At 71.7% G+C, this 18,760-nt stretch carries 12 protein-coding genes and 1 pseudogene; 5 read left to right on the forward strand and 8 right to left on the reverse strand.

Features of this window, described 5'->3' with window-relative positions; all coding sequences use genetic code 11:
- Positions 1-124: 124 nt before the first annotated feature.
- From SCNRRL3882_RS10930 to SCNRRL3882_RS10940, 3 genes are read right to left on the reverse strand one after another with little or no spacing between them, the layout of a single operon-like run.
- Positions 125-1,087, reverse strand: a complete 963-nt coding sequence (locus SCNRRL3882_RS10930) for a carbohydrate ABC transporter permease (protein ID WP_010044376.1) — start codon at positions 1,085-1,087, stop codon at positions 125-127.
- A complete protein-coding gene (locus tag SCNRRL3882_RS10935) occupies positions 1,084-2,118 on the reverse strand; it encodes an ABC transporter permease (protein WP_010044377.1) in 1,035 nt (344 codons plus the stop codon). Before SCNRRL3882_RS10935 ends, SCNRRL3882_RS10930 begins: the two co-directional genes overlap by 4 nt.
- A 27-nt stretch (positions 2,119-2,145) precedes the next feature.
- Positions 2,146-3,840: an extracellular solute-binding protein gene (locus SCNRRL3882_RS10940; RefSeq protein ID WP_010044378.1), complete on the reverse strand. Its 1,695-nt coding sequence runs from the start codon at positions 3,838-3,840 to the stop codon at positions 2,146-2,148.
- Between the two features lie 326 nt (positions 3,841-4,166).
- Here SCNRRL3882_RS10940 and SCNRRL3882_RS10945 point away from each other — a divergent pair, with 326 nt between their 5' ends.
- Positions 4,167-7,004 carry a glycoside hydrolase family 3 C-terminal domain-containing protein gene (locus SCNRRL3882_RS10945; protein WP_010044379.1) on the forward strand — a complete coding sequence of 946 codons (2,838 nt, stop codon included), beginning with the start codon at positions 4,167-4,169 and terminating at the stop codon, positions 7,002-7,004.
- 97 nt (positions 7,005-7,101) lie between these two features.
- Here SCNRRL3882_RS10945 and SCNRRL3882_RS10950 read toward each other — a convergent pair whose 3' ends face one another.
- From SCNRRL3882_RS10950 to SCNRRL3882_RS10960, 3 genes are all read right to left on the reverse strand, one after another.
- Positions 7,102-8,547 (reverse strand): aldehyde dehydrogenase family protein, encoded by a 1,446-nt coding sequence (locus SCNRRL3882_RS10950; RefSeq protein ID WP_010044380.1) that lies wholly within the window; start codon positions 8,545-8,547, stop codon positions 7,102-7,104.
- Between the two features lie 122 nt (positions 8,548-8,669).
- A complete protein-coding gene (locus SCNRRL3882_RS10955; RefSeq protein ID WP_010044381.1) occupies positions 8,670-10,343 on the reverse strand; it encodes a PucR family transcriptional regulator in 1,674 nt (557 codons plus the stop codon).
- Between the two features lie 126 nt (positions 10,344-10,469).
- Entirely contained in the window at positions 10,470-12,617 is a 2,148-nt protein-coding gene (locus SCNRRL3882_RS10960; protein ID WP_010044382.1) for a hypothetical protein, read from the reverse strand.
- A gap of 164 nt (positions 12,618-12,781) precedes the next feature.
- Between SCNRRL3882_RS10960 and SCNRRL3882_RS10965 the strand changes: the two genes are divergently transcribed.
- The 3 genes and pseudogenes from SCNRRL3882_RS10965 to SCNRRL3882_RS41685 form a co-directional block, all read left to right on the forward strand.
- A complete protein-coding gene (locus tag SCNRRL3882_RS10965; RefSeq protein ID WP_010044384.1) occupies positions 12,782-13,888 on the forward strand; it encodes a hypothetical protein in 1,107 nt (368 codons plus the stop codon).
- A 105-nt stretch (positions 13,889-13,993) separates the two neighbouring features.
- The gene (gene gabT / locus SCNRRL3882_RS10970; protein WP_010044388.1) at positions 13,994-15,328 is read left to right on the forward strand and encodes a 4-aminobutyrate--2-oxoglutarate transaminase; all 1,335 of its coding nucleotides are present in this window, start codon (positions 13,994-13,996) and stop codon (positions 15,326-15,328) included.
- Between the two features lie 143 nt (positions 15,329-15,471).
- Positions 15,472-15,696, forward strand: a pseudogene (locus SCNRRL3882_RS41685) (phosphoesterase); the annotation flags it as partial.
- 110 nt (positions 15,697-15,806) lie between these two features.
- Here the strand turns inward: SCNRRL3882_RS41685 and SCNRRL3882_RS10980 are convergent.
- Positions 15,807-17,534, reverse strand: a complete 1,728-nt coding sequence (locus tag SCNRRL3882_RS10980) for an acyltransferase (RefSeq protein ID WP_010044390.1) — start codon at positions 17,532-17,534, stop codon at positions 15,807-15,809.
- A gap of 65 nt (positions 17,535-17,599) precedes the next feature.
- Between SCNRRL3882_RS10980 and SCNRRL3882_RS10985 the strand changes: the two genes are divergently transcribed.
- On the forward strand, positions 17,600-18,271 hold the full coding sequence (locus SCNRRL3882_RS10985; protein WP_010044392.1) for a phosphatase PAP2 family protein: 672 nt from the start codon (positions 17,600-17,602) through the stop codon (positions 18,269-18,271).
- A 3-nt stretch (positions 18,272-18,274) separates the two neighbouring features.
- Here SCNRRL3882_RS10985 and SCNRRL3882_RS10990 read toward each other — a convergent pair whose 3' ends face one another.
- Positions 18,275-18,730, reverse strand: a complete 456-nt coding sequence (locus SCNRRL3882_RS10990) for a hypothetical protein (RefSeq protein ID WP_010044394.1) — start codon at positions 18,728-18,730, stop codon at positions 18,275-18,277.
- Positions 18,731-18,760: the final 30 nt, after the last annotated feature.

The raw sequence follows: 18,760 nt of genomic DNA on the forward strand, positions 1-18,760 counted from the left end.
ACCTCGTGGTTCGAAGGGAGGGGGGAGGAGAAGCGCCCCGAAAGGGGCGCGGGGAACTGCGCGATCAACCACGACGCAGCCGCAGGACGACGATGGTCGACAGCCCTACGGCGAGAGGGCGTTGTCAGCCCTTGACGGCGCCCGTCAGCATGCCCTTCTTGAAGTGCTTCTGGACGAAGGGCGACAGGACGGCGACCGGGAGGAGGGCCATCACCATAACCGCCATCTGCACAGCCAGCCCCGACAGCTGGCCGGTCCTGATGGCCTGGCTCAGGCCGACCGGGGCTTCCTGCTTCTGCACGAGCTGGATCATGACGTTCTGCAGCGGCATCATGTCCTGGTCGTTCAGGTAGATCGACGCGTTGAACCAGGCGCTCCAGTACCCGACGGCGTAGAACAGCGTGATCACCGCGAGGACGGCCCGCGACAGCGGCATGACGATCTGCCAGAGGATCCGGAAGTCCCCGGCACCGTCGATGCGCGCGCTGTCGATGAGTTCCTGCGAGATGCCCATGAAGAACCCGCGCAGGACGAGGATGTTGAAGACACTGATGGCGCTCGGCAGGATCAGCGCGAGATAGCTGTCCGTCAGGCCGAGGGACTGAACCAGCAGGTAGGTGGGGATGAGGCCGGCGCTGAAGAACATGGTCGCCAGCAGCGTCATCAGGATCCAGCGGTGGCCGAGGGACCCGCTGCGGGACAGGCCGTAGGCGCACAGGACGGACACCGCCATCGAGAACAGCGTGCCGACCAGGGTGACGAGGACACTGATGACCGCCGCGCGGGTGACCTGGCCACCACTGAGCAGTTCCTCGTAGGCGATGAAGGTGATGTCCTTGGGCACCAGCACGAGGCCGCCCGCCTCGTTGATGGTCTTCCGCGAGGAGAGGCTCGTGACGACCACGATCCACAGCGGGAAGAGGATCGCCAGGCAGGCGAACGACAGGGCGATGCCCTTGCCCGCGAGACCGGCTTTGGAGGGCTTCTCCTCCCAGGAGGGGCGGGGCGGGGCCTGCCACCAGCGGGGGGCCTTCTGCTGCGGGGCCGGTCCGGTGTCCTGGCGCGGCTCCCACATCACGGACGTCATTTCTTGTACACCCCCTGCTCGCCCATGAGATGGGCCACCTTGTTCGCGGCGAGGACCAGGCCGATGCTGACCACGCCCTTGACGAGACCGGCGGCGGCCGCGTAGCCGAAGTCCTGGTTGCGCACGCCGTTCCACCACACGAAGGTGTCGAGGACCTCCCCCGCGCCCGGTCCGACGCCGTCCCGTTGCAGCAGGATCTGTTCGAAGCCGACGGTCAGGGCGTCGCCGACGCGCAGCACGAGGAGGAGGGCGATCACCGGGCGCAGGGCGGGAAGCGTGACGTGCCACATGCGGCGCCAGCGTCCGGCGCCGTCCATCGCGGCTGCCTCGTAGTGGTCGTGTGGAACCGACGCCAGGGCGGCGAGGAAGACGATGATCCCCCACCCGGCGTCCTTCCACACGCTCTGCGCGGTGAGCAGGAAGGGAAAGGTGTCCGGGTTGGTCATGATGTCGATGCCGTCGTACCCGTTCTGCCTGAGCAGTTGGGAGAGCATCCCCGCGCCGCCGAACATCTGCTGGAAGACGGCGATGACCAGCACCCACGAGAAGAAGTGCGGCAGGTAGAGAACCGCCTGCGCTACGGCCCGCACCCGGGGCCGGACCACGCTGTTGATGAGCAGCGCGAGCAGGATCGGGATGGGGAAGAACAGCACGAGCTGGACGAAGAACAGCACGAGCGTGTTCTCGACGGCGTTCCAGAAGGCCGAGTCCTCGAACATCCGCTGGAAGTTCTCCAGGCCCACGAAGGGGCTGTTCAGGATGGAGACGACGCCGTTGTCGCTGATGTAGGGGTCGTAGTCCTGGAAGGCGACGACGTTGCCGAGGATGGGCAGGTAGTTGAAGACCAGGACCAGCAGGACGGCCGGCAGCGTCATGAGGACCAGGACGCGGTCGCGTCGGAACCTGTGCCTCAGGCTCAGTTTGCCCGTGGGTGGCTCCTGCCGGGAACCGGTGGCGTCACCGGACGCCACCGGGGTCTTCTCGGACATGTCGGCCTCGGTACTGCTCCGAGGCACCGTGCTGTGGGACACGGCTGTTCTCCTTGCCTCAGAGCCTGGTCAGCTCGCCGCCGAGCCGTTCTCGTCGAGAAGCTTCTTGTACCAGTCGCGCAGCTTGTCGCCGCCCTTGCTCTTCCAGTCGGAGATGGCCTGCTGCATGTCGCTGATCTTCTTGTGGCCGCGGATGATGTCGTCCTCGAGCTGCTCGAAGTCGTTGGCGAGGTTGGTGTAGCGGGAGGGCTCGGTGATCTGCATGCCCCAGAACGACGACTTCTTGGTGAAGGCGCCCATCCGCTGCTGCCATTCGACCTGGGCCTTGGTGTACTCCGGGAGGTCGGGGTGTGCGATGGTCGCGGCGGGGCTCGCCACGAAGACGTAGGCGTTGTTGACCTCGTTGTTGCCCTTGTCGTTCTTGACGGGGGCGCCGTCCTTGAGCGTGTAGTGGGTGCCCTCGACACCGTAGTTGGTCATCATCCACTCCTTGGTGCCGTACGGCGCCGCGGTGACGTTGGCGACCGCCAGGACGTCGCGGATGACGGACTCGGCTGCCTTCTTGTTGACGAAGGCGAAGATGTTGGCCGGCATCGTGGCGTACAGCGTGGGGTCACCGCCGTCGTGGCCCCAGATGTCCATGCCCCAGACCTTGACGTCGGGGTTCTGGGCCATCAAGGAGGCCTGCTGCACGTACCAGTTGGACATGTCGTTGTTCCAGATCAGGAACTCGCCCGCGGCGAACTTCGGGGCCGGGTCCCCGATCTGGCTCTTGCCCAGCTTGAAGTTGGGATGGACGACTCCGGCGGCGAACAGCTTGCGCGTCCACTCGATGGCTTCCAGGTACTCCGGGGTCTCGATGCGGTTGATCAGCTTGCCGTCGACCAGGTTCCACCAGAGCGGCTTCTCACCGCCCCCGAGCACACCGAAGTTGCTGAACGCGGTCCACTTCATGTCACCGCAGGCCCACCGCTTCGCCCTGGGGTTGGTGATCTCCTTGCACAGGGCCATGAACTCGTCGGCGGACCGCGGGATCTCGTAGCCCTCCTTGTCGAAGATGTCCCGGCGGTAGAGAGGCACGATGTTCGGGACGTACCCGGCGGGCATCGGCAGACCCATCAGCTTGCCGCCGAATATGGAGCGCCGCCAGGCGTCGCTGGGGATCGCCGCGAGGTTGGGGTACTCCTTGACCTTGTCCCCGGACAGGTACGGGCCCAGGTCGGCGAACTTGCTCATGATGGCGCTGGGTATCTTGCCCATCATGTTCCAGCTGGGGACGACGACCACGTCCGGGATGTCGCTGGAGGCGAGGACCGCGCCGACCTTCTGGTCGTAGGTGTTGCCGTCCTGGTTGCGCCACTGGACGTCGACGCCGATCAGGTCGTTCATCGCCGTGTAGTAGGGGTTGTTCTGCTTCGGCGGCGAGCCCCAGAACGGCGCCATGACGGTCACCTTGCCGCCCTTGCCGAGCTTCTTCGGCACCGACGTCTTGAGGGTGGCGATGTCGAGCTTGCTGGTGAAGCCCATCGCGGAGCCGTTCTTGGACGGGATGTCCGGCTTCACCACGTTGCTGGCCACGTACGTCGGCAGGATCTTCTTGGCGTCCTTGCCCGACGTGGTCCCGTCCCGCGACCCACTGTCCGACCCGCCGCACGCGGAGAGCAGCGGCATCCCGCCCGCCACTGCTGCGGTGGCGACCGCCGTGGAGGCGAGGAAACTTCTCCGGCTCGGTCCGGAGGAGGCGGAGGCGGCGTTCGGCGTCATTGCGTCAACCCTTCATGGCGCACCAGGACACCCGGCGGAAGGCCGTCGGCTGCGGTGTCTCGAGTGGATCTGGCTGAGCTGAAGCGAGCCTTCGACCCATACACCGGGGTTCCCGCAGTCGAAGCGCTTCGATGTTGCTGTGAGGTTAAGTGAACGCCCCAGGGCGCACAAGGGTCGTCCCCAAACTTCCTCATGGGCATGAGAAGGGACCTTTCCTCATGCACCGCTTGAAGTGATGGCGTCGGCCTCTTGACACCGGCCCGTCGTCGAATGAGCATCGAAGCGCTTCGAAAGCGCCTCGCCGATCCAGCGCAAGGGATCCCCACGTGACCGCACACACGCCGCCCACCGAACCGTTCCGCGATCCGCAGTTGCCGTTCGCGGACCGCATCGACGACCTCCTGTCGCGGCTCACCCTCGATGAGAGGATCTCCTTCCTGCACCAGTTCGCGCCCGCCGTCGACCGGCTCGGCATCGCCGCCTTCCGCACCGGCCAGGAGGCCCTGCACGGCGTGGCGTGGATGGGCCCGGCGACGGTCTTCCCGCAGGCGGTCGGCCTCGGCGCCACCTGGAACCCGGAGCTGGTGCGGCGCGTCGGCGACGCGGTGTCCAAGGAGATCCGCGCGATGCGCGCCAAGGACGAGCGCGTCGGCCTCAATGTCTGGGCCCCGACGGTCAACCTGCTGCGCCACCCCCTGTGGGGCCGCAACGAGGAGGGTTACTCGGAGGACCCGAAGCTCACCTCGGCCATCGCCACCGCCTACACGCACGGCCTGCGCGGCGACCACCCCACCTACTGGCGCACCGCGCCCGTGCTGAAGCACTGGCTCGCCCACAACAACGAGACGGACCGGTCCACGACGTCGAGCTCCGTACGCCCGCGCGTGCTGCACGAGTACGACCTGAAGGCCTTCCGCGAGACCGTCGAGGCGGGCGCGGTGGCCGGGGTGATGCCGGCGTACAACCTGGTCAACGGCCGCCCCAACCACGTCTCCCCCTACCTGAGCACGCATCTGCGCGCCTGGGCCGACGAGGACCTGCTGGTCTGTTCGGACGCGGGTGCGCCGAGCAACCTGGTCGACTCCGAGCACTACTTCGACACGCACGAGGAGGCGACCGCGGCCTCCCTCGTGGCGGGCGTCGACAGCTTCACGGACCACGGCACGGACTCCTCGCAGATGATCGGGCGCCTGCGCGGCGCCCTGGAGCGCCGCCTGCTGACCGAGGCCGACATCGACACGGCCGTCCGCCGGCAGCTCTCGGTCCGCTTCCGGCTCGGCGAGTTCGACCCGGAGGACGACCCGCACGACGCCACCGGCGAGTTCGACACCCCGGCACACCGCGCCCTGGCGCAGGAGGCCGCCGAGCAGGCGATCGTGCTGCTCAAGAACGACGGGGTGCTGCCGCTCGCTCCGGAGGCCCGGGTCGCGGTGGTCGGTCTGCTCGCCGACGAGTGCAAGCTCGACTGGTACAGCGGCACGCTCATCCACCGCTCGACCCCGCTGGAGGGCTTGTACGAGCGGTTCGGCCCGGAGCGGGTGGAGTTCGCGGAGGGCGTGGACCGGGTCCGGCTGAAGACCTCCGCGGGCACCTTCGTGCACGTACCGGTGGTCGAGGACGCCGCCGACGAGGTGCGCGGCGCCGAGGGCGCACTCGACCCGGCGCTGCTCGCGGGCCGCACCGACCTGCCCGCGCTCACCACCGACGCAACCGGCACCGAGCTGGCGCTGGTCGACTGGGGCGAGGGCGTGCTGACCCTGCGCGCGCCCGACGGCCGCTACCTCTCGGTCGCCGACGACGGCTGCGTCCGCGCCTCCGCCGACCAGCCGGGCGGCTGGTTCGTCCAGGAGACGTTCCGCCTGGAACCGCACGGGAACGGGCACCTCCTGAAGCACCTGGGAACGGGTCGCCACGTGTGTGTCTCCGCCGACGGCGTGAAGGTTGCCGACGAAGATCCCGAGGTGTTCGAGCTGGTCGTCGCGGAGCGCGGCGAGGAGGCGGTGGCGCGGGCCGCCGCGCGGGCCGACGTGGTCGTGGTCGTGGCGGGCAACGACCCGCACATCAACGGCCGCGAGACCGAGGACCGTACGACCCTGCGGCTGCCCGGGCACCAGGAGCGGCTGCTGCGGGCCGCCCGCGCGGCGAACCCGGCGACCGTGCTGGCGCTGGTCTCCGCCTACCCGTACGCCGTCGACCCGGCGGACCTGCCGGCCGTGCTGTGGACGGCCCACGGCGGTCAGGCGGCCGGCACCGCCCTGGCCCGTGTGCTGGCCGGCGACGTCTCCCCCGCCGGGCGCCTCCCCCAGACCTGGTACGCCGACGACGCCGACCTGCCCGGCCTCCTCGACTACGACGTGATCGGGAGCCGGCAGACGTACCTGTACTTCGAGGGCACTCCGTTGTTCCCCTTCGGACACGGCCTGTCGTACACGACGTTCTCCTACGGCGGCCTGACGGCCCGGGTGGCGGACGGGTCGGTGCACGTCTCCTTCACGGTCACCAACACCGGTGACGTCACCGCCGACGAGGTCGCGCAGCTCTACACCCGGGCCGTGGACCCGTCCGTGCCGCGCCCCCGGCGCGAGCTGCTGGACCACCGCCGCGTCACCCTCGCCCCCGGAGCGACGACGGAGCTGGGTTTCCAGGTGCCGCTGTCCGCCTTCGCGTTCTGGGACGTGGCCCAGGACCGGTGGCGTCTGGAGCCGGGCGCGTACGAGCTGCTGGCCGGGGCCTCCAGCGAGGACGTCCGGCTGCGGACGACCGTCACGCTCGACGGCGAGCCCGCCCTGCCGCGCGCGGTCGTCGCGGGCGGGCTGGCCGCGGCCGGCTTCGACGAGCAGAGCGGCATCGAGATCGTCGACCGCACGAAGGTGTCGGGCGACGCGGTGACGCCGGCGGACGGGGCGGCGGGCGAAGTGGTCTACCGCCGCTGCGACTTCGGGCGCGGCATCGCCGGGGTGACGGTGGAGGTGGCCGGTGAGGGCACGGTCGAGCTGTCCCTCGACGGCGGTCCGGCGCTCGCGGTGCTGCCGACCGCCGCGCCGACGTCAGGCCCGTACGACTACGTCTCGCTCGGCGCGTCCGTCGCCGCCGCGGGCGTGCACGACGTGCACCTGAGACTGCGCGGCCCGCTGCGGCTCGCGCACGTCGGCTTCTCCGGTTGAGGGTCCGGAGCAGGCCGGCGTAAGGGAGGGGCCCGGCACCGGAAGGCATCGGTGCCGGGCCTCTTCGCAGAGCCTATATGAAAATGGTTCCCATGAGCTAGAGGGTGAGGCCGGTGAGGACCATCACGCGCTCGTACGTGTAGTCCTCCATCGCGAACCGCACGCCCTCGCGGCCCACGCCGGACTGCTTGACGCCGCCGTAGGGCATCTGGTCGGCGCGGTAGGACGGGACGTCGCCGACGACGACGCCGCCGACCTCCAGGGCGCGGTGGGCACGGAAGGCGGTCTGCAGGTCGTGGGTGAAGACGCCCGCCTGGAGGCCGTACTTGGAGTCGTTGACGGCGGCGAAGGCCTCGGCCTCGCCGTTCACCTTCTGCACCGTGAGGACCGGCCCGAAGACCTCCTCGCAGGAGAGCGTGACGCCGGCGGGTACGTCGGCCAGCACGGTCGGCGCGTACGAGGCGCCGTCCCGCTTGCCGCCGGTGAGCAGCGCGGCACCGGCGTCGACCGCCTCGCGGACCCACGTCTCGACGCGCTTGGCGGCGTCCTCGCTGACCAGCGGCCCGACGTCGGTCGCGTCATCGCCCGGGTCGCCGGTGACCTGGGCCTCGACGGCGGCCACGATGCGCGGCACCAGCCGGTCGTAGACGGAGGCGTCGGCGATGACCCGCTGGACGGAGATGCAGGACTGGCCGCCCTGGTAGTTGGAGAAGGTGGCGATGCGGTTCGCCGCCCGGTCCAGGTCCTCGTCGCTCGCCCAGTCGGCGAGGACGACGGCCGCGCCGTTGCCGCCCAGCTCCAGGGTGCAGTGCTTGCGCGGCACCGAGTCCATGATCGCGTAGCCGACCTTCTCGGAACCGGTGAAGGAGATGACGGGCAGCCGCTCGTCCTGCACCAGGGCCGGCATCTTGTCGTTGGCGACGGGCAGGATGCTCCAGGAACCCGCCGGGAGCTCGGTCTCGGCGAGCAGCTCGCCGATGACCAGCCCGGACAGCGGGGTCGCCGGGGCCGGCTTGAGGATGATCGGGGCGCCGGCGGCGATGGCCGGGGCGACCTTGTGGGCGCAGAGGTTGAGCGGGAAGTTGAAGGGCGCGATGCCGAGCACGACGCCCTTGGGGAAGCGGCGGGTGAGGGCGAGCCGGCCCTGGCCGCCGAGGTCGGTGTCGAGCCGCTGGGCCTCGCCGCCGTTGAACCGCCGGGCCTCCTCGGCCGCGAAGCGGAACACCGAGACGGCACGGCCGACCTCGCCGCGCGCCCACTTCATGGGCTTGCCGTTCTCGGCGGAGATCAGCCGCGCGATCTCCTCGGTGCGCTCGACGAGGCGCTTGCTGACGTGGTCGAGGGCGGCGGCGCGCACATGGGCCGGGGTGGCGGCGAACTCGTCGCGCACGGCGTACGCGGCGGCCACGGCCTCCTCGACCTGCGCGTCCGTCGGCACGCTCACCTTGCCGACGAGCCGTCCGTCCCACGGGGAGGTGACGTCGAAGGTGTCCTCGCCGGTGGCCTGGCGGCCGGCGAGCCAGAAGGCGTGGGTGGAGGTCATGTTCGTTCCGGCCCTTCGGCGTTGGGGGTGATCCGGTGGTACGGGGTCAACGGTAGGCGCGGGGTGGCCGAAGGGCGTTTGTCCGAGGCGTAGCAGTGGCGGCCGAGGACACTACGGTTTGGCTAGTCCGTGGACGTCGCCTTGAGGGCCAGCCAAAGCTCCATGCGGGCGTCCGGGTCGTCCAGCGAGCGGCCGAGGATCTCCTCGACCCGCCGCATGCGGTAGCGCAGGGTGTGGCGGTGGACGCCGAGGTCGGCCGCCGCCGCGTCCCACTGGCCGTGCTTGGACAGCCAGGCGCGCAGGGAGGCGACCAGGTCACCGCGGCCCGTGGCGTCGTGCTCGTACAGCGGGCGCAGCATGCCGTCGGCGAAGGCCCGTACCGCGTCGTCCGCCAGCAGCGGCAGCACGGATCCGGCCGCCACCTGCTCGTGCTCCACGAGCACACGCCCGCGCCGCCGCGCCACCGACAGCGCCTGTTCGGCCTGCTTGTACGCGGCGGAGGCGGCGATCGGCCCGGCCGGCGCGGACAGGCCCACGACCAGCTCGTGGTCCTCACCGGCCGGCACCTTCTCGCGTACGCCGGCCCGGGCCGACTCCAGTGCTGCCGCGTACTCCCCGCAGGCCGCCGCGGCGGCACCGCCGTCCGCGGCCAGCACCACCAGCCGCTCCCCCTCCGGCACGACGAGGACGGCCTCGCCGGCCCGGGCCGCCGCGGACTCCACGACGTCGGCGAGCGCCGCGAGGGGATCGCCGCCCGTGTCGGCCACGGCGAGCGCGGCGGCGGAGGGCCGTTCGACGGCCGGGGCACCCGGGCGGGCCTCGGCACGGGCCAGCGCGGCCGACGCCGACACCGGCACCCGCTCGGCGACCAGCATCCGGAACGGCGCGTCCAGCAGCCCGCCGTACAGGTCCCCGGCGACCGCACGCGCGTGGTCCGGCTCCCCGGCCAGCAGCATGCGCAGCACCGCCGCGCCGACCCGCTGCTCGGCCGCCTGGAGGGACCGGGAGCGTTCCGTGGTCAGGGTCAGCAGCGCGATGGCCGAGTGGACGGCGTAGCGCTCGGCCGTGCCGAGGGTTGCGGCCGTCCCCACGGCGAGGGCCGCCCGGGGGCGCCGGCCCGTGCCGATGGTGTGCAGTTCGACCCGGTCCTCGTTCTCCGGGCCGCCGACCACCGACGAGGCGGGCGCGGGCCGGTCCCGCAGCCGCTGCACGTCACCGGTGAGCCGCGCGGCCCGCCGCCCGGCCCACTCCGGTGCCGTGGCGACGACGGCACCGGAGGCGTCGTACAGCGCGGCCCAGCCGTCGACCTGTGCGGCCAGCGCGGCCAGCAGACCCTCCGGCCCGCCCGTCTGGGCCTGCCTGGTCAGCTCGCGCTGGGCGGCGAACCCTGCCGTCACGGCGCGGTACTGGTCGGCGGCTATCGCGGCGGACACGGCCTTGCTGATGGCGAGGAAGGGCGTGCGGCGCGGCACCTCCAGCAGCGGCAGGCCCTCCTCCTCGGCCGCGTCGACGAGCGCCTTGGGGATCTCCTCGTAGTTCACACCGACGGCGAAGCCGAGCCCGACCACCCCGGCCCCGACCAGCCGCCGTACGTAGCGGCGCATGGCCTCCGGGTCCTCGGCGTCCAGTTTGAGCGCGGTGACCAGCAGCAGTTCCCCGCCCTCCATGTAGGGGACGGGGTCGGCGAGCTCGCTGACGTGTGCCCAGCGGACCGGCACGTCGAGGCGGTCTTCGCCCGCCCGCACGGTGAGTTTCAGCGCGGAGTGGTGGACGAGCGAGGCGAGCGTCGGGGGCATGAGGCCTTCAGGTCTGCGTCAGGGCTGTGTGATCTTTGTGGTCTTTTGGCCGCCACGTATGAACGACCTGTGACGATTCTGCCTCACCGTACGGTCTCCGCGTACCCGTACCGGCCGGAGGACGTATCAGCCCCGGAGATCCACCAGCAGCGGTGGCGCGTGCTCGCCCTGGACGTCGGTCAGCGACAGCACCGCGTGCCCGGCCGGGACCCCGTGGGCCAGCTCGGAGGCGGACCAGCGCTCCCGTTCGACCTGCCGCACGGTCACCGCCCTTGCGGTCGGGGCCTTGCCGGTGATCACCCGGCGCAGCATGTGCGCGGCCTTGCCCGCGGGCGTCTCCGCGATGATCTGCCGGTCGGTGACGTCCCGGGCCTCGGTCCACTCCTTGCCCCACACCTCCGCGAAGTCCTGCCCGTCCCACGGGGTGAGCCCCGACAGCGCCATCCGGCAGCCGGTTGCGCCCAGCAGCGGCCCGCGCAGCGGCCGGGCCACGTCGTCCAGCGTGCGCAGGGTCAGCACGACCCCGGCGTTGCCGGACCGCAGCCGCTGGATGCCGCGCACCGCCTCGGGCGTCACCACGCCGGTCGCGTCGTCGAGCAGCAGACAGGCGAACAGCGACCGGTCCTCCCGTACGGCGACACTCGCCGTGAACTGCGCGAGCACCAGCCGCGCCAGCATCCGGGAGGCGTCGGCGTGCCCGCGCTCGGGCAGGTCGATCCGTACGCGTACGGGATGGTCGAGGGCCTTGAGCGTGAAGGGCCGGGTGGCCCCGGAGGTGTCGAAGAACGAGGCGAAGGCGGGCCGGTCCAGCAAGGCGACCCGATCCGCGAGCACTCCGCCGACATCACCCGGCTGCCCCATCTGCCGCTCCCGGGCAGCCAGCTCCCGCAGCAGCGACTCCTGCCCGGCGTCCTGAAGCCCCTGCCGCAGCGCGGCCAGCGGCCCCGGCGCCCCGTCCAGCAGTTGCCGCAGCTCCGGCACGGACGGAAAACGCCCGTGCACGGCCCGGAACGGTCCCAGCAACTGCGCGAGGACGGTCGTGGAACGCCGGCTGTCACTGCCCGGATGCGGATCGGCGAGATCCCCGACGAGCGCCTCGGCGAGCACCGCCGCGGCCTCGTCCGGGTCGCCGGTGCCCCCGTACAGATCCAGGTCGTACTCGGACTCCTGGTTCCCGATCCGCACGACGACGTCATACGCGTCGGCCGGCCCGAGCCCGGCCCCCGCCGCCCCGACCACGACGACGGCGGCCCGCCCGGCGAGAGCATGCAGACACAACGACTCGGCGAGCGGCCGCACGACGGCCCCGGTCTTGCCGGATCCGGCGGGGCCGACGGCGAGCAGAGAGGTACCGAGCAGCTCGGGGCCGAGGGCGAGGCCGGTGCCGCGGTACGCGTACGGATTGCGCGGGTCGTCGGCGCTGGTTCCCAGCCGCACCTGTCCGGTGAGCAGATCATGCCGGGCCAGCCGGGTAGGCAGGTCGCGTGCGCCGGAGGGGTGCAGGCAGGCGGCGGCGCCGTCCTGGAGCACGGCCCCACTGAAGGTGGCCAGACTGTGCCGGCCACTGCGCACGCCCTGCCAGGCGCGGGCGATCCGGGCGTGGTCGACATCCCGCATGAGACCGGCCCGCGCATCGGCGGCAAGCCGCTCGGCGGCGTCGACGGCTCCGGCGGCGCGCAGGGCGGGCCATTCAGCGGGGTCGGCTTCAGGAGCGGGCGGCGGCGCGGCACTCGGCTCGCTGCGGCGCCAGGCGGCGGGACCGTACCGGCGCCACAGCTCGGGCCAATGCCCGATCCTTCCGAAGAGCGCGAAGATCGCGACGAACACCAGGCCCTCATAGATGTACGAGGCCACACCTCCCACGGCCCCGGCCTTGCCGAGGGCCCAGGAATCCGGCGCCAGCACGAACCATGGCCAAAGCCAGAAGCCTCCGAGATAGCCGTTGTAGAGCAGCGAGCACAGCAGCCAACCGCACAGGAACGCGATCACCGCACCGCCGACCAGCTGCCGCGTCGGGATCCGCTCCGGCTCCTCCGCCGGCCGCGGCCGATGCCCGAACCGCCACACGCCGGGCGGCGCCTCGGGCCGGGGTGTGCGCAGCCACGTCAGAAACGAGGACCCGTCCGGCATCGGGGGCACCCCGGGCGCCCGGGTCGGCCGGGGCGGCACGGTGAACCCGTCCGGCGGCACCGCGGGCACCTCCGGCGGCCCCGCCGGACGCGGCACCGGGTTCGCATGCGTACCCCGCGCCTCCTGCGTCCCGTCGCTGTCCATCGCCCTTGCCCCCTGACCAGCCGCTCCGTCCACCATCAGCGAGCCAATCTAACGCCCTGCCCTGGGGAGTTCACCGCTTACACGGCCGACAGAACGGACCGACGTGCTCCGGATATGGTCATGACCTCCCCTCAGGACGCGCAGCAGCGGACGGAGACGCCCCGGTGACCGAGCAACTTCCCTCCAGCGTCCAGGACTTCACGCAGACCGCGAGCGTGGCCTGGAACGACACGGCGACGCGCAGGGCCTGGTGGCGGCAGACGGTCAGGAGCCTGCTGGTGGTCGGCCTCTGCGCTGCTTGGTGGGTCTGGTACGCGGGCACCACCGTTGCGGTGCGCGAGCAGGTGGTCCTGCTGACCATCGCGTTCTTCGCCTACAGCGCCTTCGGGGTACCTCTACAGCTTCTGGCCGAGCTGCCGAACGCCTGGCGGGTGCGGCGGCTCCTGCGGGCCCATCCCTGGCAGATCGCAGAGGACCCACCGCGCGGCGTGTCGGACCACCCGAAGGCCCGGGACGTGAGCGCCGCCTGGTTCGAGGTCCCCGACCCCGCTGCGCCCGAACGGCAGGTGCCGCTGATCAGCCGCGCGCCCCTGTGGTGGGTCCGTCGTATGAAGCCGGACGCCCCCGCCGAACGCCGGGCGCAGATCGCCCGGCTCTGGTACTGCGGCCTCCCCGGCGACGAGGTGGTCATCGCCGCGTCCCGGGCCAAGGAGCGGGCCCCGCGCCGACTGCGCCACCAGTACCTGCGGCATTCACTGCTGCCCGAGCACGCTGCCCGGACGGACGTGCCCCTCCCGCACCCGTCCCGCAGCGCCCTCTCCCATCCGCCCACGGCCCGCACAGTGCGCCGCCGCCTCGTCCGCCTCCTCATCGTTCTCGTCCTCGTCTGGCCGGCCGTCCTGACCATGCAGATCGCCGTGGTCGCCGGCGGGGACAGCGACAAGGTCGGCCTGTTCGCCTTGGCCCTGCTGTTCGAGGTGACCCTGCTCCCGTTTCATGTCTTCCTGATCGTCGCCAACCGCCGCATGGCCGGGACCCTGGCCGGGCATCCCTGGCGCCTCGTCGACTGCGAGATCCGCAGCCGCGGCAAGGCGCAGTTGATCCACGTCGGCGACCGCACTCTGCTGCCCCCGCCGCACACGCAGCTGGGCGCAGGGGTCACCCAGCTCTGGATCGCGGGCCATCCACACCGCCGCTGTGTCGTCTCCGTCCCCGGCGGCGCCAGGCCTGTCCGCGTCGCCATGTCCACCACGGACAACACGCCCACCTGACAACGCCCACATGGAGCATGCCCACCCCCCTCCCCCCGTCCTAGCCTGCGAGAAAAGAAGCGAAGTGGCTGTACACATTCGTCCGCACCACCCCAGGAGCCCCGCATGACCGCACTTCCGCAGGAGCGTCGCGTCGTCACCGCCATTCCCGGACCGAAGTCGCAGGAGTTGCAGGCCCGCCGTACCGCCGCGGTCGCGCAGGGTGTGGGCTCCGTGCTGCCCGTGTTCGCGGCGCGGGCCGGTGGCGGGATCATCGAGGACGTCGACGGGAACCGGCTGATCGACTTCGGGTCGGGCATCGCCGTGACCTCCGTCGGCGCGTCCGCGGAGGCCGTCGTGCGCCGGGCGTCCGCGCAGCTCGCCGACTTCACCCACACCTGTTTCATGGTCACGCCGTACGAGGGGTACGTCGAGGTCGCCGAGGCGCTCGCCGAGCTGACCCCGGGTGACCACGCCAAGAAGAGCGCGCTGTTCAACTCCGGCGCCGAGGCCGTCGAGAACGCCGTGAAGATCGCGCGGTCGTACACGAAGCGGCAGGCCGTCGTGGTCTTCGACCACGGCTACCACGGGCGGACCAACCTGACCATGGCGCTGACGTCCAAGAACATGCCGTACAAGCACGGCTTCGGGCCTTTCGCGCCCGAGGTGTACCGCGTGCCCGTGGCGTACGGCTACCGCTGGCCGACCGGTCCCGAGAACGCCGGTCCCGAGGCCGCCGCGCAGGCCATCGACCAGATCAGCAAGCAGGTCGGCGCGGAGAACGTCGCCGCGATCATCATCGAGCCGGTGCTCGGCGAGGGCGGTTTCATCGAGCCGGCCAAGGGCTTCCTGCCGGCGATCCGCACGTTCGCCTCCGACCACGGCATCGTCTTCGTCGCCGACGAGATCCAGTCCGGCTTCTGCCGCACGGGGCAGTGGTTCGCCTGTGAGGACGAGGGCGTCGTCCCGGACCTGATCACCACCGCCAAGGGCATCGCGGGTGGTCTGCCGCTCGCCGCCGTGACCGGGCGCGCCGAGATCATGGACGCCGCGCACGCCGGCGGCCTGGGCGGCACCTACGGCGGCAACCCGGTCGCCTGCGCGGGCGCCCTGGGCGCGATCGAGACCATGAAGGAGCTCGACCTCAACGCCAGGGCGAAGAACATCGAGTCCGTGATGAAGGCGCGCCTTTCCGCCATGCAGGACAAGTTCGACATCATCGGCGACGTCCGTGGCCGGGGCGCGATGATCGCCATCGAGCTGGTCAAGGACCGTACGACGAAGGAGCCCCACCCCGAGGCGACCGCCGCGCTCGCCAAGGCCTGCCACGCCGAGGGCCTGCTGGTCCTGACCTGTGGCACGTACGGCAACGTGCTCCGCTTCCTGCCCCCGCTGGTGATCGGCGAGGAGCTGCTGAACGAGGGCCTCGACATCATCGAGCAGGCCTTCGCGCGCATCTGAGCCGGCATCGGGGCAGGTGAACCGCTCGCGTTCCGCTTCCCGGGGTGGCGAGCGGCAGAGCGTGTGAAGAAGGTGTGCGAGGTGGATGACAGGGGGCGCTACGGCCTGTCCTCCGCCCAGCCCCTGTCGTAGGTTCTACCCAGATGAGAGATACACCCCGCCCACAGGGGACTGTGGGTGACATCAGGCCGGGGCCTCCCCAGCTTCGACCTGGTCGTGCCCTCGCGCACACAACCGGAGCCTGAGGCTCTGGATCTCCTCACCGATCGGACAGTCGCCCGCCCCAAACCCCCCGGGGCGCGCGACGATCCGGTCCGGACGGCCGCCCCGGAACTACCCCCCCTGTTCCGGGGCGGCCGACCTCCCTCTCCGAGCCTTCGCGGCGTCACATCCTCTGTGGCGGCCTTTCCGCGCCTTTCCGCACCCTTCCGCCGGCGTATCCGCGGCGCGGCCTGCCCGGCCCATCGAGTCCGGCCCGTCATGCCGTTCGTACCGCGGGCGGAGCCGGTTCCGGGCGGTGTATCCCGCGCGGGCGGTATCCCAGGGCGTCCGCGAACCCGAGGAGATCCGCGAGCAGCCAGATGATGGCGAGCCACATCTCCGTGCCCTGGAGGCCGGGGTCACGGCCCGGGCCGGTGCCGTCGGGGGTGGGGCCGAAGGGGAAGCCCCGGCCCGGCTGCCAGCGGCGCAGGGCGGTGCTGAGCTGGGCCGACGCCCAGGAACGGGCCTCCTCGGCGCGGTGGGTGGTCTGCCGGGCGCAGAGCCACAAGGGGTGGATCACGTCCAGGACGTTGCAGGCGTTCTCCCGGCCGGGCGAGAAGTGGCGGGCGTCGCGCGCGTGGTCGAGAACCGTGTCGATCACGCGCTCCGCGTACGGTACGGGCAGCCCGAACTGGGCGAAGGAGCCGCGGGTGAGCCGGTAGTAGCCGTTGACCATCTGGAGGCGTCCGGACTCCAGCGTGGGTGAGCCCCACATGCCCGTCCAGGGGTCGGCATGCGTGTGCAGCCAGCCGAACAGCGCCTCCAGTGCCCCGGGCACGGCGGCCTCCGTACCGAGACGCAGGTTCCAGTGCGCGGCGGTGGCCCAGGAATCGACCCACGCCCCGGCGTGCCAGGCACGGTCGGACCAGGGAAGCCCGGCCAGGTGCCCGACCAGTTGCTCCGCCGTGGTGGTGCGCACGGTGTGGACCGGGTGGGCGAAGGAACTGCCGAGCAGGTCCAGCGCGTAGCCCGCACACAGCACGTGGTACGCCGAGGCCCCGTCCTCCGGCAGCCCGGCCGGGCCGGGGAGCGGCGGTGCCGAGCCGAACTCGGGGACCAGCCCGGTGACGGGGTCCTGCAGCGCACGCAGCCGTGCCGTGTGCTCGGCGGCGGGCAACTGGGGCGGCGCTGCCCCGAGCAGCAGCTCGGCGATCTCGACGGCGTCGCAGTGGGCCCGCACGGTCGGCTCGGCACCGGGCCGGTCGACGTACCGGCCGCTGTCGGGCTGCCAGCAGCGGTCGAGCAGGCCGGCGGCCTGCGCGCGGGCGGCGGCGGCGAACGCGGACAGTTCACCGACGAGCGCCGGCCGCTCCTGGGCGGGGTGCGGGGCCGCTGAGCGCGTTGCGGGCCGCCGTGGGTCCCGCCGGTCGCGGATCCGGTGGGCCGGATTGCCGGCCGCCACCGTCCACGCCGGCAGGTCCTTCGTGACGACCGCGCCGGCGCCGATGACGCAGTGGTCTCCGATGGTGACGCCGTCGACGACGACCACGTGGGAGCCGATCCACACGTCGTCGCCGACCGTGATCCCCCGGCTGGTGACGGGCTGCTGATGGACCGGCAGGTCGGGCGCGGACCCGTGGTTGAAGCCGAGCAGCGAGCTGTGGGCGCCGACGCGCACCCCGTTGCCGAGGGTGACGGTGCCGCGCACCACGGTGAAGGGGTTGATCGTGCAGTCGGCGCCGGTGCGTATGTCGCCGGTGACGTAGGCGTGGGCCGCGATGTACGACCGGTCGCCCAGGGACAGGTGCTCCGGGTACACGGCGGCCGTCTCCGCGACGAAGCAGCCCTCGCCGAGCCGCACGGACGCAGCTCCCGCCCCCGCTACCCCGAGCAGCCGCTTCTGCCGCTGCTCCTGTGCCGCGCGCTGCCCCTCCGACGCCTGCTCGGCGTAGAGCCACGGACAGTGGTCGAGGAGGCCGTCGTCGTCGCTCTGGGGCTGGCTCACGTGATCCTCCAGTGGGGTCGCGCGGGTGGACAGGGGATATCCGTGCCCGTGCCAAGCTAAGCCCCATGCCGATCTCCGGGAACCAGGATCTCGACGAGCCCGCCACCACCGCGCGGCACCCGCGCTTCCCGGCCCTCCTGCTCGGCATCCCCGCGCTCCTCTTCGCGCTGATCACCTGGCAGGTCGTAGCGGACGGCCCGCTCGTCCGCCTCGACGAGCGCGTCAGCCGCGGCCTCGTCCACCCGGACGGTCCGTCCGAGTTCCTCTCCGACCTCGGCAACGTCCAGGTCGCGCTCCCGGTCCTCGCCGTCGCCCTCGGATACCTCGCGCTGCGGACCCGCGGTACGGACCGCTGGTGGCTGCCCGTCACCGCCGCGGTCCTCCTCATGGCGCTGGTCCCGGCACTGATCGTCCCGCTCAAGGAACTCACGGACCGCGCGGGCACCCCGGCCGTCCCGCCCGGCACCGGCTACTACCCCTCGGGCCACACCGCCACGGCCGCCATCGCCTACGGCAGCGCGACCCTGCTCCTGCTCCCCCGGCTCCGCACCCCCTTCGCCCGCCGCGCCCTGGCCACCGCCTGCCTCGCCCTCGTACTCGGCACGAGCTACGGTCTGGTCCGCCATGGCTACCACTGGCCGCTGGACGTGGTGGCCAGTTGGTGTCTGTGCGCGGTGCTGCTGTCGTCGCTGTGGCTGTTCCTCAGACGGACGACACCGCCCGAACAGCCCCGGTAGGCCCTAATCGCCGTGCTCCGTGGCCAGTCCCGCCGCCGCCTCGTGCATCGCGAGTTCCAGCAGGGCCGGGTCCGTCAGGGTGCCCGAGCCGTCCGGGGGGACGAGCCAGCGGATGCCGCCGGGTGCGGAACGGCCTGGGTAAGGCACGACGATCCAGGTGCCGGCGCCCGCCGTGCGGATGCCCGTGCCGAGCCAGCGGGCCGCGGTGCCCGGCGGCACGAAGAATCCCATGCGCGCGTCGCCGAAGTCGACGAGCACGGGGCCCGGCTGGTCGAGGACGCGGCTGAGCACGTCGAGCGTGGCGTAGCCGAGTTCGGCGGGCAGGATGAGCACGTCCCAGGCGCCGCCGGCGGGCAGCAGCGCCACCCCGAGCGGGTTGCGCTCCCACTCCCGGCGGCAGGCCTCGGGATCGGGTGCGACGGATGCGAGCCACTCGATCGCCGTCTTCGCACCGGTCATCAGGAAGACCTCCTTCTCTCGTGAATCCCG

The organism is Streptomyces chartreusis NRRL 3882, assembly GCF_900236475.1.
Lineage (GTDB): Bacteria > Actinomycetota > Actinomycetes > Streptomycetales > Streptomycetaceae > Streptomyces > Streptomyces chartreusis_D.

Bases quoted from the DNA above. Each gene is read 5' to 3' on its own strand.
- SCNRRL3882_RS10930 (WP_010044376.1), bottom strand. From the start codon at position 1,087: ATGACGTCCGTGATGTGGGAGCCGCGCCAGGACACCGGACCGGCCCCG.
- SCNRRL3882_RS10940 (WP_010044378.1), bottom strand. From the start codon at position 3,840: ATGACGCCGAACGCCGCCTCCGCCTCCTCCGGACCGAGCCGGAGAAGT.
- SCNRRL3882_RS10985 (WP_010044392.1), top strand. From the start codon at position 17,600: ATGCCGATCTCCGGGAACCAGGATCTCGACGAGCCCGCCACCACCGCG.
- SCNRRL3882_RS10955 (WP_010044381.1), bottom strand. From the start codon at position 10,343: ATGCCCCCGACGCTCGCCTCGCTCGTCCACCACTCCGCGCTGAAACTC.
- SCNRRL3882_RS10950 (WP_010044380.1), bottom strand. From the start codon at position 8,547: ATGACCTCCACCCACGCCTTCTGGCTCGCCGGCCGCCAGGCCACCGGC.
- gabT (WP_010044388.1), top strand. From the start codon at position 13,994: ATGACCGCACTTCCGCAGGAGCGTCGCGTCGTCACCGCCATTCCCGGA.
- SCNRRL3882_RS10990 (WP_010044394.1), bottom strand. From the start codon at position 18,730: ATGACCGGTGCGAAGACGGCGATCGAGTGGCTCGCATCCGTCGCACCC.
- SCNRRL3882_RS10960 (WP_010044382.1), bottom strand. From the start codon at position 12,617: ATGGACAGCGACGGGACGCAGGAGGCGCGGGGTACGCATGCGAACCCG.